Below are 13,104 nucleotides of genomic sequence, written 5' to 3'. Positions count from 1 at the left end.
CGCCGATGGTAGTTGGGGGTTTCCCCCTGTGAGAGTAGGACGCCGCCAAGCCATTTCAAAGGTCAGCCATTAGGCTTGGCCTTTTTTTGTGTGCAAAAAAGGGGTGTATGCCCCTAGTGACTTATGATCTTTCAGGAATTTCACCGACCAAGACTTCCAGGTTTAAGCCATTCGAAGACTAACAAAGGTATCTTGGCTTGGCTTATTTTAAGGAACTGTACAATAGAGGGGTAATCATCATTCGGCATCGTTTTCAGGAGTTCTGCCCACCATTCTGTTTCATAACGAGCTATTATACTAAGGTTGTATGAGATTAAATAATGAATCAGGAGTTCAGGTAGTGAAAAAGCCGATGAATTCTTATTGAGTGATAGCATAAAAAGTTCAGCCTCCATATTGAATCGCATAGGAGATGGCCCATTCATATCGAGTGGCCCATCTACTTTTAATGATAGCTTCCCCTTCATCTCTTTCAAGTCAGTTACTTCTTTCGTTTTACCCTTCATGAATTCGAAGAAACGGTCGGCCGTCATTTGGTAGCTATCGAGTATAGAAGAAGGTAGTTCAAAACCATCATGGATATAAACGGGCGTGATGAAATTTGTTTTGGAATGGGTCCACGCAATCGATTGCAATTCAGGAATTTCTGCCAATAAGGATTCCATCGAAAACTTCTCCCCTTCCAAATGTTTAATATGGAATAAGTTTTCGGCAACCGAAGTGAAAAGTCCATTCTTCTGTGTTTTTACTTCATCCTTTAAAAAATCATATTGCTGTTTTTTTCTTTTCCTTGTCGTGACTCCATGGGCAAGTAAAGAGGTAGACTCCGGATAGTTAGGATTAACGGTAAGGAGGCAGGCTTTTAATAAATGGGTAAACCCATAAAAGGATAAGATTGGTTGTATGCAAAGAGGTGCTTTGGCTGATTGGTTATAGTAGATTTTAGAGTGCTCAATATAGTAAATGAATGGGTAACAGTTTTCATAACTTTTTTTTTCGGCATCTTCTATTTTTCCTTGCGTATAACGTTTTTGTAAAAAAAGTTGAGAAGAAGTAGCCGAAAAAAAGGGGGTAAATTTATCGAAATTATCATTGTTTTCAGGCATAATGAGTACTCCTTTTAATTAATAGAATAATCAAACATTTCATTCTTATCTTGACAGTAGTATAACCAATTGATAACCTACAAATAATATTTTTAAGTAGGAGGGGAAAAAAATGTGGGAAAATAAATTTGCAAAAGAGGGTTTAACTTTTGATGATGTCCTATTAATACCGGCAAAATCAGAGGTTTTACCGAAAGATGTTAATCTTCAGGTCAATCTAGCAGAAAATTTAAGGCTTAACCTTCCTATCATCAGTGCAGGAATGGATACCGTAACAGAAGCTGAAATGGCAATTGCGATGGCCCGTCAAGGTGGATTAGGTATCATTCATAAAAATATGTCGATTGAGGCTCAAGCTGAACTGGTTGATAAAGTAAAACGGTCAGAAAGTGGTGTCATTACGGATCCATTTTTCTTGACGCCCGATCATCAAGTGTTTGACGCAGAGCATTTAATGGGTAAATACCGGATCTCAGGTGTTCCTGTCGTTAATAATGAAGAGGAACAAAAGCTCGTTGGTATCATTACAAACCGTGACTTGCGATTTATTTCCGATTTCTCCTTGAAAATTTCCAGTGTAATGACTGTGGAGAATCTTGTGACGGCCCCGGTTGGAACAAACTTGGAACAAGCTGAAAAGATTCTTCAAAAGTATAAAATTGAAAAACTACCTCTTGTAAATGATCAAGGCGTATTAAAGGGCCTTATTACAATTAAAGATATTGAAAAAGTCATCGAGTTTCCTAATTCCGCTAAAGATAAGCAAGGTAGACTACTTGCAGGTGCAGCGGTGGGAGTAACCAAAGACACAATGAAACGTGTAGAAATGCTAGTGAAGTCTCAAGTAGATGCTATTGTACTAGATACGGCACATGGTCACTCTGCTGGGGTCCTTAACGTAGTAAAAGATATCCGTGAGGCTTATCCTAATTTAACAATCATCGCAGGAAACGTTGCAACTGCCGAAGGAACGAAAGCTTTAATCGAGGCAGGAGCCGATGTTGTTAAAGTGGGAATCGGACCAGGTTCAATTTGTACTACTCGGGTGGTTGCCGGTGTGGGTGTCCCACAAATCACCGCTGTTTACGATTGTGCTACAGAAGCAAGAAAGCATGGTAAAACGATTATCGCAGATGGAGGAATTAAATACTCGGGCGATATCGTCAAGGCACTTGCTGCAGGTGGTCATGCCGTTATGCTAGGTAGCATGTTAGCCGGAACAACTGAGAGCCCTGGAGAAACGGAAATTTTCCAAGGACGCCGTTTCAAAGTATATCGGGGAATGGGTTCCGTTGCTGCTATGGAAAAGGGTTCTAAAGATCGGTATTTCCAAGAAGATAATAAGAAATTCGTGCCAGAAGGAATTGAAGGCAGACTTCCTTATAAAGGGCCACTATCAGAAACCATCTATCAGTTAATTGGTGGAATCCGGTCCGGTATGGGTTATTGCGGAACTGGTTCATTAGAAGAGTTGAGAGATAATGCTCAGTTTGTTAAGATGACGGGTGCTGGATTAAGAGAAAGTCATCCACATGATGTACAAATTACCAAAGAAGCTCCCAATTACTCTATGTAATCAAATTAACATATGATTGTCATAAAAATTTATTGTAAAAATAGACAGGGTCTTCGATTACTCTGTCTATTTTTTTTATTTTTTCTGTGATAAACTAGACAAAGTGTCAAGGGGATTACATAGAATTCTTTGTATTCTATAGAGATAAGCTTAATAGTTGGAGGTATTGGAAATTGAAAAAAATCAGCAAGATTACTCTCGTTTTCACTTTTGTCTTTGTTCTTGTTATGTCACAATTTGCCTATCAACCACAGAAGGCTCAAGCTGAAACTGATTTAGGCTTAAAGGCAGAGGCTGCCATCATCATTGATGGAGTAACAGGGCAAATCGTCTATGAAAAGAATGCCGATAAAGTTTTAGGCATTGCTTCTATGTCAAAAATGATGACAGAGTATATCATCATGGAAGCGATTAAAAATGGGAAAATCACTTGGGATCAAAAGGTTAAAATAAATAAGTATGTTCACGATCTTTCAAAGGCACCGAACTTGTCGAATATTGGCTTAACTGAAGGGGAAGATTATACAGTTAAGGAACTATACCAAGCTATGGCTGTCTATTCAGGAAATGCTGCAACAGTAGCTCTTGCGCAGCTAATTTCTGGCAGTGAAAAGAATTTCGTGAAATTGATGAATGAAAAAGCTGGTAAGTTAGGACTGAAGCATTATAAATTCGTTAACGCGAGTGGTTTAAATAACTCGGATCTTTTAGGGGAATACCCTACTGGTAAGGCTGATGAAGAGAACGTCATGACGGCTAAGGATACGGCACTTCTTGCTTATCGTCTAATTAACGACTATCCGGAAGTATTAGATTATGCCAGTATTTCTAAGCTGAAGTTCCGAGATGGAAAAGAGTATTCTAATTTCAACTGGATGTTACCTGGTCTAATTTTTGAATATGAGGGTGTAGATGGACTTAAAACAGGTTCTACAGACTACGCTGGTTACGCTCATACGGGCACAGTCATCCGAGATGGGCAGCGTTATATAACGGTAGTGATGAAATCCACTACTAAAAACGAACGTTTTGCCGATAGCACTAAGCTGATGAATTATGCATACAGTACATTTAAAAAAGAAAAAGTCCTTCCTGCTAATTACGAAGTAAAAGGTAGCAAGAGCCTGGCTGTCGTGAAAGGGAAGGAAGACAGCATTAAAGTTCAATCTAAGAAAGCGATTGAAATGCTAGTCGAAAACGGCGAAAAAGATCAATATAATACTAAAGTTGTAGTTGATAAAAGCAAGTTGAATAAAGATGGTAAGTTAACAGCCCCAATCAAAAAAGGGGAGAAGCTGGGTTATATCGCTGTAACTCCTAAGCAGGGTGAAGATTATGGATTTATTAACAGTGATACAGCGAAAGTCGATTTAGTGGCTGCTGAAACTGTTGATAAAGCTAACTGGTTCGTATTATCAATGCGCGCAATCGGTGGATTCTTCGGTGATGTATGGAGCAGTGTAGCCTCTACGGTTAAAGGCTGGTTTTAATTTTCGTGTATAAAATGGTTGCGTAATGTGTAAAATTATAGTACATTATGGAAAACAATTTGATTTCGAGAAAACCATGACAGGAAAAAGTAATAAGTGCTTCTTTCTTAAGAGAGCCGGTGGCTGGTGCAAATCGGTGTGAGAGTCTTATGAATCCCTCCTGGAGTAAAGTATGGAACGCCTTTACTAGGTTAGTAATTACTTTCGGCTAAAAGCCGTTATCGTGATAAGTGGAAGGTGTTTTTTCGTACACCTTTAACTAGGGTGGCAACGCGGGTTAACTCTCGTCCCTTCTTCAGGGGACGGGAGTTTTTTGCGTTCTCGAGTAAAATCATCAGTAAATAAGGAGGAAATGTAATGTTGGACTTGAAATACGTAAGAAATAACTTTGAAGAGTTAAAGAATGTTTTGCAATTCAGGGGAGAAGATTTGACCGATTTGGGTAAATTCGAGGAACTGGACGTTAAACGCCGGTCTTTAATTGCGGATACAGAAAAGTTAAAAAGTAAACGAAATGAAGTATCTCAACAGGTAGCCGTTTTAAAACGGGAGAAGAAAGATGCAGACCAACTGATTACGGAGATGCGTCAGGTTGGCGATCAAATAAAGGGGTATGACGAAGAACTACGTGAAGTAGAAGCAAAATTAGAGAAGTTGCTCCTTTCTATACCGAATATTCCACATGAAAGTGTTCCAGTAGGAGAAACGGAAGACGATAACGTGGAAATTCGCAAATGGGGTGAATTGCCGGAATTCACATTCGAACCTAAGCCCCATTGGGATGTGGCTGGTGATCTAGGAATACTGGACTTCGAAAGAGCTGCGAAAGTGACGGGTAGTCGTTTTGTCTTTTATAGAGGTCTTGGTGCCCGTTTGGAACGTGCATTGATTAGCTTTATGCTGGATTTACATGTCGAAGAACATGGATATGAGGAAATGCTGCCTCCTTATATGGTCAATCGTGCAAGCATGACAGGTACAGGACAGCTGCCTAAGTTCGAGGAAGACGCATTCAGAATTGAAAGCGAGGATTATTTCTTGATTCCTACTGCGGAAGTACCGGTTACCAACTTCCATCGTGATGAAATCTTGAGTGCCGATGATCTGCCAATCAGCTATGCGGCATATAGTGCATCTTTCCGTTCAGAAGCAGGTTCTGCAGGCCGGGATACACGCGGGTTAATTCGCCAGCATCAATTCAACAAAGTGGAATTAGTTAAATTCGTGAAGCCGGAAGATTCATACGCAGAATTAGAAAAGCTTACAGGTCATGCCGAGAAAGTTCTTCAATTACTTGGATTGCCTTACCGAGTCCTGAGTATGTGTACGGGTGACCTTGGATTTACTGCCGCTAAAAAATATGACCTTGAAGTATGGATTCCAAGCTATGGAACCTACCGGGAAATCTCATCATGCAGTAACTTTGAGGCATTCCAGGCTAGACGGGCCAATATCCGATTCCGTCGTGAGGCGAAAGGCAAACCGGAACACGTTCATACATTGAATGGATCGGGTCTTGCCATTGGACGGACAGTAGCCGCTCTTTTGGAAAACTATCAACAGGAAGACGGCACGGTCATCATCCCTGAAGTATTACGCCCGTATATGCGTGGTGCGGAAGTCATCAAGCCAAAATAATGTTTAAAATCATAATGTGGACCAGACCCCGAAAAGGGTAATCTGGTCCACTAATAATTATTTTAAAAAAGTGTTCTAAGAGTGCTTGACTTCTTTTGTGAATCGGTGTAATATAATAAATGTTGATACGGAGGTATACCCAAGTTCGGCTGAAGGGATCGGTCTTGAAAACCGACAGGGGAGTCAAATCCCGCGGGGGTTCGAATCCCTCTACCTCCTCCATAACTTATTAATAACCACAGCGCATAAATTGGATATCGTTGTCCCGTTACAGAAATGTAACGGGATTTTTGTTTTCTGATATAACATAAAAACCATTGGCACCAATGCCAATGGTTTTTATTTATTTATTACGTAGTAAACGGGTTTGTTCCATGTATTCAGCAATCCGTTTTATAAGAGGTTCGATGCTAGCTTCATCATGCATAAGATCATATTCATTAATGTTTAAACGAAGGACCGGACAGGCATTGAATTGATTGATCCATTCCTCGTAACGATTGTGCATTTCCTGCCAATATTCAATCGGTGTATGCTGTTCCATCGGACGTCCACGTACTTGGATTCGATTAAGGATATCATCGATTGAACCCTCAAGATAGATAACCAAATCGGGGTGGGGGAAGTAAGGTGTCAGCACCATGGCGTTGAACAGGCTGGTATACGTTTCGTAGTCCACTTCATTCATAGTGCCTTTTTCATAGTGCATTTTCGCAAAAATCCCCGTATCTTCATAAATGGATCGGTCCTGAATGAAGCCGCCGCCATACTCGAAAATCTTTTTCTGCTCTTTAAACCGTTCAGCGAGGAAATAGATTTGCAGGTGGAAACTCCAACGATCAAAATCATCATAGAATTTATCAAGATAAGGGTTGGCATCCACCTTTTCAAAAGATGTCCTGAATTGCAGGGCATCCGCCAAGGCGTTCGTCATCGTCGATTTACCTACGCCAACCGTACCGGCTATTGTAATGACAGCATTGTTCGGGATATTATACTTTTTACGCAAGTTCATGTGGTACTACTCCTTTTTGCAGGGCATTCTCTATTTGGTTAATCATCATATTTAGATCGTTCTTGTTCCCGACGAAGTCTAAATCATCCCCATTAAATGTGAGGACGGGTATGTCTGGGTGCTTTTGCTCGAACGTTTCCATGAATATTTGATAATCTGAGGATAGCTGTTGTAGGTAACTAGGACTGATATTTTTTTCGAATTCACGCCCTCTTTTGCTAATTCGAGTTAAGAGTGTGTCTAAACTAGCATTCAAATAAATGACCATATTTGGCTTCGGCATGTCTCGAGTTAAAATATTAAATATTTCAATGTATTTATTGTACTGTTCGTCCTTTAACGTTCGTTCTGCAAAAATCAAATTCTTGAATATATGATAATCAGCCACCACGGCTTGTTCATTGGTGAGAAACTTGGTTTCAATATCTTCTAATTGCTTATAACGGTTACATAGAAAAAACATCTCTGTTTGAAAGCTCCACTCATCGATATTATCGTAAAATTTCCCGAGAAATGGATTTTCATCAACGATTTCTTTCAATAAAGAAATGTTGAAGTGATCAGAAATTACTTTTGCAAGTGATGTTTTTCCCACACCAATTGGTCCTTCGACAGTGATAAATGGGATGGTTTTCATCCATTCTGTCCTCCTTCAATGAGGTATCGGACTGAAACTTCCAGTTTGTTATGTTTTTCAGCCAAAAGATATTGTAACACAACTGGGAGGATTCTGTGGTATTTTGTTGGTTCCAAATTGTAGAGAATGACTGGTAAGCACGAAGGAAAATACTCAAAAATCCAATGAACTTTTCTTTGTAGAAGCTTTAAGGACGTGGTTCATCATGGTCAGTGCATAATAGTTATCATCCTTTGAGGCAGAAGCGATACAATCTTCAGGAACCCATAATTCATATTCTCTCATATAAGCATCGTTAGCTGTGAAAAGGACACAGATGTTACCGGCGATCCCTGTGAGGATCAAACGTTTTACATGAAGTTGATGGAGAAGCGTGTTCAGCGCCGTTCCATAAAAAGCGGAATGCTTCGGTTTGATTAAGAAGAACTCATCTTGCTCTGGTTTGATTCTTTCTATTAGATTAGCATTTCTTTCATTTTTGCAGGTCTCGATGATTTTATTGTAATCGGCCTGCCATAACTTATAGTGATCGTTAATATAAATGATTGGATAGCCATTTTCTTTCATATATCTTTTTAATTCTATTATCGGTTTCATGATAGCTTTAGTATGTTGAAGGAGCATATCACCATTATCGAAATTAAAGTCATTGATCATATCGATAATCAGTAGGGCGATTGAAGGGGAATCAGGTCGGTTCATGTAGTATCCTCCTTAAGTATGCAAAATTACTTGCGACAGGTAGCTGCTTACGGTACTATTCATTAGAATAAGTAGTTGACCTTTATTTTGTCTTATATTTGTCTATTTACTCCTACTTAGTAAAAGGGGGTTTTTTCATGAAAGATGATATATATTATATGAACGTAGCCTTGGGTGAAGCTGAGAAAGCGCGCCAACTGAATGAAGTACCAATTGGGGCCGTGATAGTTATAGAAGACCGGATCGTTGCGAGAGGTCATAATTTGCGGGAAACGGACCAAAACGCGATAGCCCATGCGGAGCTGCTTGCCATCAATGAAGCGTGTGTGGAACTTGGTAGTTGGCGACTTGAAGAGGCGACGCTTTATGTCACACTGGAGCCATGCCCGATGTGTGCTGGCGCAATTCTGCAGTCAAGGGTGAAACGGGTCGTATTTGGTGCCCATGATCCAAAAGCAGGCTGTGCGGGAACCTTTATGGACTTACTTCAAGATCAGCGGTTCAATCATCAATGTGAGGTTACGAGCGGTGTGCTCGAAGAAGAGTGTGGCGGGATTTTAACAGCTTTCTTTAAACAACTGAGGAATCGAAAGAAAGCGCTGAAGCAAAAGAAAAGGGAAGAAAGCCAGGTAACAGAAAATTAATGACGTGAAACTAAGTGTCAGTTTTTCACCTCCTAAAAAATGGAGCATTGCCATTCCTTGCCCAACACTTGCGTTTTTTTTATAACCTTAGTATAATAAGATATGCGTCGTAGTGACGCTATGAATATTGGTCTCACATTTGCCGTGCTAGACGGGGAGGTAGCGGTGCCCTGTACTCGCAATCCGCTCTAGCGAGGTTGAATTCCTTCTCGAGGTTAGCATTCTGTAGGGTCTGCCTTAAGTAAGTGGTGTTGACGCCCGGGTCCTGCGCAATGGGTCTCCATGAACCATGTCAGGTCCGGAAGGAAGCAGCATTAAGTGGAAGTTCTCATGTGCCGCAGGGTTGCCTGGGCTGAGCTAACTGCTTAAGTAACGCTTATGGTTGCTAATCGACGGAAGGTGCACGGCAGTTATTTTACATAATCAAAAAACTCATTCGTAAAGGGTGGGTTTTTTTGCGCGTTAAGAAGGTAATTCGGTTCATCGGAGCATTTTTCTTTAATGGATTTTGAAATTAAGGAAACCAGTACGGTATAATAGAAATGATGGAGAAAATAAGGAGGGATTTCCGTGGGGTATCAGGCATTATACCGAGTGTGGCGGCCACAACAGTTCATTGATGTTGTTGGACAGGGGCATGTGACGAAAACGTTGCAGAATGCTCTTGTCGGGCAAAAAGTTTCCCATGCCTATTTATTCTCGGGACCGCGTGGGACAGGGAAAACGAGTGCGGCCAAAATACTTGCAAAAGCAGTTAACTGCGAACATGCGCCTACAAGTGAACCCTGTAACGAATGTGCTACTTGCCGCGGAATCACCGATGGCTCCATATCAGATGTTATTGAAATAGATGCAGCATCCAATAATGGTGTCGAAGAAATCCGTGACATTCGTGATAAGGTCAAATATGCACCGAATGCGGTTACATATAAAGTTTATATTATTGATGAGGTACACATGCTTTCACAGGGGGCGTTTAATGCCTTATTAAAAACATTGGAAGAACCACCAAAGCACGTCATTTTCATATTGGCGACGACTGAACCTCATAAAATTCCATTAACGATCATTTCCCGCTGTCAGCGATTTGATTTTAAAAGAATACAACCACAGGACATTGTCGGACGGATGTCACAAATCATCGCCGAGAGTGGGATTTCCTGTGATGAGCAGGCTCTTCACATCATTGCCAGAGCAGCCGAGGGCGGGATGCGTGATGCGCTTAGTCTACTTGACCAGGCCATTTCATTCAGTTCCGAAACGGTATCGGTGGAAGATGCTTTAACGGTAACGGGCTCCGTGTCTCAATCGTTCTTAAGTAGATTGGCGAAAGCGATATACGATAAGGAAGTTGCCGTGGCTCTTGAAGTCCTTGATGAATTATTGGCTATGGGAAAAGACCCAGCCCGCTTCATTGAAGATATGATTTATTATTTCCGTGACATGCTTCTGTTCCAGGCTGCCCCATCTCTTGCAGAATCCTTTGAAAGGGTGTTGATTGACCCGCAATTCAAGGAGTTGGCAGAAGTGATCCCTTCTAAATCGATCTATTCGATTATTGAAAGTTTCAACCAAACGCAACAAGATATGAGGTGGACGAACCATCCCCGTATATTCCTGGAAGTTTCCCTGGTGAAGCTATGTAATGAGCAAAAGCCTAATGAAATGGATAACGGGAAGGTCCAACAATTGCTTCAAAAGATAGAAGCGTTGGAAAAACAAATGATGGATTTACAGCAAAATGGAGTTGCTGCCGTTGTTTCTGAAAAACCGGCGGAACAGGCAAAACCCCAACGGTCGATGAAAAAGGCTTACAAGGCGCCGACGGGAAAGATAAACCAAGTATTGAAGCAAGCCACGAAACCTAATTTACAGGGTGTAAAGAGTAAATGGGGGGAAGTGCTTGAACAGTTAGGGCAGCAAAACCAAAAGTCACTCGCGGCTCTGTTGACGGAAGCGGAACCTGTTGCTGCGTCTACGGAAGCTTTTGTGGTAAAATTCAAATATGATATTCATTGCCAAATGGCGATGGAAAATAACCGTTTCATAGAAGTGATCGCCTCTATCATGCAGCAATTAACTGGTCATCGTATGGAGATAGCCGGAGTTCCGGAGAGTCAGTGGCAGAAGTTGCGGGAGGATTTTATTTCAACACAACAGTTTGAAGGCCCAGAAGAAACGGAATCAAAAGAAGAAGACCCTTTCATAGCCGAAGCAAGAAAGTTAGTCGGAGATGATTTGCTCGAAATTAAAGAATAATTGGAGGTAGGAAAAATGGGTATGCGTGGCGGTAATATGCAAAATATGATGAAACAAATGCAAAAAATGCAAAAGAAAATGGCAGAGGCACAAGAAGAGTTAGGTGAAAAGAAGATTGAAGGAACAGCTGGTGGCGGAATGGTAACGGTTATTGTAACCGGACATAAGGAAATCGTAGATGTCATTATCAAACCGGAAGTCGTTGACCCGGATGATATCGATATGCTGCAAGATCTAGTGTTGGCTGCTACCAATGATGCTTTGAAAAAGGCAGAAGAACTAACAAGCCAAACGATGGGACAATTCACCAAGGGAATGAACCTTCCAGGCATGTTTTAAGCAAGTTTAAAAGAAACTTCCTTTCAAAGGGGGTTTCTTTTGAAATTTTAGGAGGAATTTGATGCATTATCCAGAACCGATTTCCAAGCTTATTGATAGCTTTATGAAATTGCCGGGGATAGGGCCGAAAACTGCGGCTCGATTAGCCTTTCATGTACTGAGCATGAAAGAAGATACTGTTTTGGATTTTGCGAAAGCGTTGGTGAATGCAAAGCGAAATCTCATGTACTGCACAGTATGCGGGCACATAACGGATCAGGATCCTTGCTATATTTGCGAGGATCAAAGAAGAGATAGGGACTTGATATGTGTCGTGCAGGACCCTAAGGATGTCATAGCCATGGAAAAGATGAGGGAATTCAATGGCCTGTATCATGTATTGCATGGCAGTATTTCGCCAATGGACGGTATTGGTCCGGAAGATATAAATATTCCTGATTTATTGAAGCGACTTCAAGATGAAACGGTACAGGAGGTCATATTGGCCACGAATCCTAATATCGAAGGAGAAGCGACGGCCATGTACATTTCCCGGTTGCTTAAACCATCGGGAATTAAAGTGACGCGGATTGCTCACGGACTTCCGGTTGGAGGGGACTTGGAGTATGCAGATGAAGTGACTCTATCAAAAGCAATAGAAGGAAGAAGAGAAATATAAGATAGCTTGGAGGACTCCGCGTGTTCTTTCGTAAAAAAAAACAGCTTCGAAACGAATATAATGAGGCGTTGATAGGGGAACTTGAACAGTTGAAAAGGAATTGGCATAACCAAAAATCCTTACTTGAAAAAAGTGTAGACCCATCTGTAGAAGTAATCGCACAAACGAGGTTAGCGGAAGTGAAGTATTTCTACTTATTTAGAGAAGTGAAAAGAAGAAATGTACGCATACAAAGATGATAGACCGTGGTTATAAGGGGTTTCCTTTATAACCATTTTTTTGGGCCGGTTCTTTATCTATATCATCCAACATATAAGTGTAATACAAGCTTGTGGGGAGGTATGAGATTGGAACCAATTGTTTTTGTGGCTGTAATTGGCGGTTTGATTCTTGTTCTTTTAATTATAGGAGCACCATTGAAACCCATTCGATTTATAGGACAAGGCATTATAAAAGTCATCATTGGGGCAGCTTTTTTATTCTTCCTTAATATGCTGGGTAATCAAGCGGGTATTCATGTCCCAATCAATTTAGTGACCTCTGCGGTTGCTGGACTGCTTGGGATACCGGGAGTTGCTGCTCTAGCGGCTATCGGATACTGGATAGTATAGAAGTGAAAGCGGAAGGTGTTGAAAGAAGCTTCAAGGAAAACTCCTTGAAGCTTCTATTGATTTAACGAAAGTGGAGGCAAGCCATGTATTTTTTATAAAATAGTAAAATATCTATTGACGGAAATAAAACAACCTGATAATATATTAGGAGTCGCAACAATGACAAACAAATTAATAAACATTCAACCAACAAAACAACATAAATAAATGTTGACAAGAGATTGGATGCGTGGTAAGATAATAAAGTCGCTTACGAGGTAAGTAACTGAATAATTGCTCTTTGAAAACTGAACAAAACAAAGCGCCAACGTAAATTTTGAGTGAGCACACACTGTAAAAAAGCAAAATGAGCAAGTCAAACATTTCTTCGGAGAGTTTGATCCTGGCTCAGGACGAACGCTGGCGGCGTGCCTAATACATGCAAGTCGA

The 13,104-nt window shown here is 40.9% G+C and carries 13 protein-coding genes, 1 tRNA gene, 1 rRNA gene, 1 other RNA gene and 1 other annotated feature; of the genes, 12 read left to right on the top strand and 4 right to left on the bottom strand.

Annotated elements, in window-relative coordinates:
* Nucleotides 1-140: 140 nt before the first annotated feature.
* Entirely contained in the window at nt 141-1,106 is a 966-nt protein-coding gene (locus tag ACQKL6_RS20670; RefSeq protein WP_402992093.1) for a YaaC family protein, read from the bottom strand.
* 112 nt (nt 1,107-1,218) lie between these two features.
* Here ACQKL6_RS20670 and guaB point away from each other — a divergent pair, with 112 nt between their 5' ends.
* The 4 genes from guaB to ACQKL6_RS20650 all read left to right on the top strand — a co-directional run bounded on the left by guaB (nt 1,219) and on the right by ACQKL6_RS20650 (nt 6,032).
* Nucleotides 1,219-2,682 carry an IMP dehydrogenase gene (gene guaB, locus ACQKL6_RS20665; RefSeq protein WP_402876122.1) on the top strand — a complete coding sequence of 488 codons (1,464 nt, stop codon included), beginning with the start codon at nt 1,219-1,221 and terminating at the stop codon, nt 2,680-2,682.
* Nucleotides 2,683-2,855: 173 nt separating this feature from the next.
* The gene (locus tag ACQKL6_RS20660) at nt 2,856-4,172 is read left to right on the top strand and encodes a D-alanyl-D-alanine carboxypeptidase family protein (RefSeq protein WP_402876124.1); all 1,317 of its coding nucleotides are present in this window, start codon (nt 2,856-2,858) and stop codon (nt 4,170-4,172) included.
* A gap of 67 nt (nt 4,173-4,239) precedes the next feature.
* Nucleotides 4,240-4,467 (top strand) — a binding site (T-box leader).
* 62 nt (nt 4,468-4,529) lie between these two features.
* Nucleotides 4,530-5,810: a serine--tRNA ligase gene (gene serS, locus ACQKL6_RS20655; protein ID WP_402959838.1), complete on the top strand. Its 1,281-nt coding sequence runs from the start codon at nt 4,530-4,532 to the stop codon at nt 5,808-5,810.
* A 129-nt stretch (nt 5,811-5,939) separates the two neighbouring features.
* Nucleotides 5,940-6,032: transfer RNA gene (locus ACQKL6_RS20650), tRNA-Ser, on the top strand.
* A gap of 121 nt (nt 6,033-6,153) precedes the next feature.
* On the opposite strand, the gene ACQKL6_RS20645 is transcribed toward ACQKL6_RS20650, so the two are convergent.
* The 3 genes from ACQKL6_RS20645 to ACQKL6_RS20635 form a co-directional block, all read right to left on the bottom strand.
* The gene (locus ACQKL6_RS20645) at nt 6,154-6,825 is read right to left on the bottom strand and encodes a deoxynucleoside kinase (protein ID WP_402876127.1); all 672 of its coding nucleotides are present in this window, start codon (nt 6,823-6,825) and stop codon (nt 6,154-6,156) included.
* Nucleotides 6,812-7,462, bottom strand: coding sequence for a deoxynucleoside kinase (locus ACQKL6_RS20640; RefSeq protein ID WP_402959836.1), 651 nt, complete (start codon nt 7,460-7,462; stop codon nt 6,812-6,814). Before ACQKL6_RS20640 ends, ACQKL6_RS20645 begins: the two co-directional genes overlap by 14 nt.
* 153 nt (nt 7,463-7,615) lie before the next feature.
* The gene (locus tag ACQKL6_RS20635) at nt 7,616-8,164 is read right to left on the bottom strand and encodes an isochorismatase family cysteine hydrolase (RefSeq protein WP_402959835.1); all 549 of its coding nucleotides are present in this window, start codon (nt 8,162-8,164) and stop codon (nt 7,616-7,618) included.
* Between the two features lie 137 nt (nt 8,165-8,301).
* Here ACQKL6_RS20635 and tadA point away from each other — a divergent pair, with 137 nt between their 5' ends.
* The 8 genes from tadA to ACQKL6_RS20595 all read left to right on the top strand — a co-directional run.
* Nucleotides 8,302-8,808, top strand: coding sequence for a tRNA adenosine(34) deaminase TadA (gene tadA / locus ACQKL6_RS20630; RefSeq protein WP_402992101.1), 507 nt, complete (start codon nt 8,302-8,304; stop codon nt 8,806-8,808).
* A 142-nt stretch (nt 8,809-8,950) separates the two neighbouring features.
* Nucleotides 8,951-9,215, top strand: an RNA gene (ffs, locus tag ACQKL6_RS20625) — signal recognition particle sRNA large type.
* A gap of 163 nt (nt 9,216-9,378) precedes the next feature.
* On the top strand, nt 9,379-11,067 hold the full coding sequence (gene dnaX, locus ACQKL6_RS20620; RefSeq protein WP_403125402.1) for a DNA polymerase III subunit gamma/tau: 1,689 nt from the start codon (nt 9,379-9,381) through the stop codon (nt 11,065-11,067).
* A gap of 21 nt (nt 11,068-11,088) precedes the next feature.
* Nucleotides 11,089-11,406, top strand: a complete 318-nt coding sequence (locus ACQKL6_RS20615) for a YbaB/EbfC family nucleoid-associated protein (protein ID WP_402876141.1) — start codon at nt 11,089-11,091, stop codon at nt 11,404-11,406.
* Between the two features lie 61 nt (nt 11,407-11,467).
* Nucleotides 11,468-12,064, top strand: coding sequence for a recombination mediator RecR (gene recR, locus ACQKL6_RS20610; RefSeq protein WP_402876135.1), 597 nt, complete (start codon nt 11,468-11,470; stop codon nt 12,062-12,064).
* Between the two features lie 20 nt (nt 12,065-12,084).
* A complete protein-coding gene (locus tag ACQKL6_RS20605) occupies nt 12,085-12,303 on the top strand; it encodes a YaaL family protein (protein ID WP_402959830.1) in 219 nt (72 codons plus the stop codon).
* A 102-nt stretch (nt 12,304-12,405) separates the two neighbouring features.
* Entirely contained in the window at nt 12,406-12,675 is a 270-nt protein-coding gene (locus ACQKL6_RS20600; RefSeq protein WP_402876139.1) for a pro-sigmaK processing inhibitor BofA family protein, read from the top strand.
* Between the two features lie 364 nt (nt 12,676-13,039).
* A 16S ribosomal RNA gene (locus tag ACQKL6_RS20595) occupies nt 13,040-13,104 on the top strand; the annotation flags it as partial.

This window comes from Peribacillus sp. NPDC097197, from assembly GCF_050278025.1.
In the GTDB taxonomy this organism is placed as follows: domain Bacteria; phylum Bacillota; class Bacilli; order Bacillales; family DSM-1321; genus Peribacillus.
This window is presented reverse-complemented; position numbering and strand designations above follow the sequence as displayed.

Excerpts from the sequence above, each read along its gene's own strand:
- ACQKL6_RS20635 (WP_402959835.1), bottom strand. The coding sequence starts at position 8,164 with ATGAACCGACCTGATTCCCCTTCAATCGCCCTACTGATTATCGATATG.
- ACQKL6_RS20645 (WP_402876127.1), bottom strand. The coding sequence starts at position 6,825 with ATGAACTTGCGTAAAAAGTATAATATCCCGAACAATGCTGTCATTACA.
- ACQKL6_RS20600 (WP_402876139.1), top strand. The coding sequence starts at position 12,406 with ATGAGATTGGAACCAATTGTTTTTGTGGCTGTAATTGGCGGTTTGATT.
- guaB (WP_402876122.1), top strand. The coding sequence starts at position 1,219 with ATGTGGGAAAATAAATTTGCAAAAGAGGGTTTAACTTTTGATGATGTC.
- ACQKL6_RS20615 (WP_402876141.1), top strand. The coding sequence starts at position 11,089 with ATGCGTGGCGGTAATATGCAAAATATGATGAAACAAATGCAAAAAATG.
- ACQKL6_RS20670 (WP_402992093.1), bottom strand. The coding sequence starts at position 1,106 with ATGCCTGAAAACAATGATAATTTCGATAAATTTACCCCCTTTTTTTCG.
- tadA (WP_402992101.1), top strand. The coding sequence starts at position 8,302 with ATGAAAGATGATATATATTATATGAACGTAGCCTTGGGTGAAGCTGAG.
- serS (WP_402959838.1), top strand. The coding sequence starts at position 4,530 with ATGTTGGACTTGAAATACGTAAGAAATAACTTTGAAGAGTTAAAGAAT.
- ACQKL6_RS20640 (WP_402959836.1), bottom strand. The coding sequence starts at position 7,462 with ATGAAAACCATCCCATTTATCACTGTCGAAGGACCAATTGGTGTGGGA.
- recR (WP_402876135.1), top strand. The coding sequence starts at position 11,468 with ATGCATTATCCAGAACCGATTTCCAAGCTTATTGATAGCTTTATGAAA.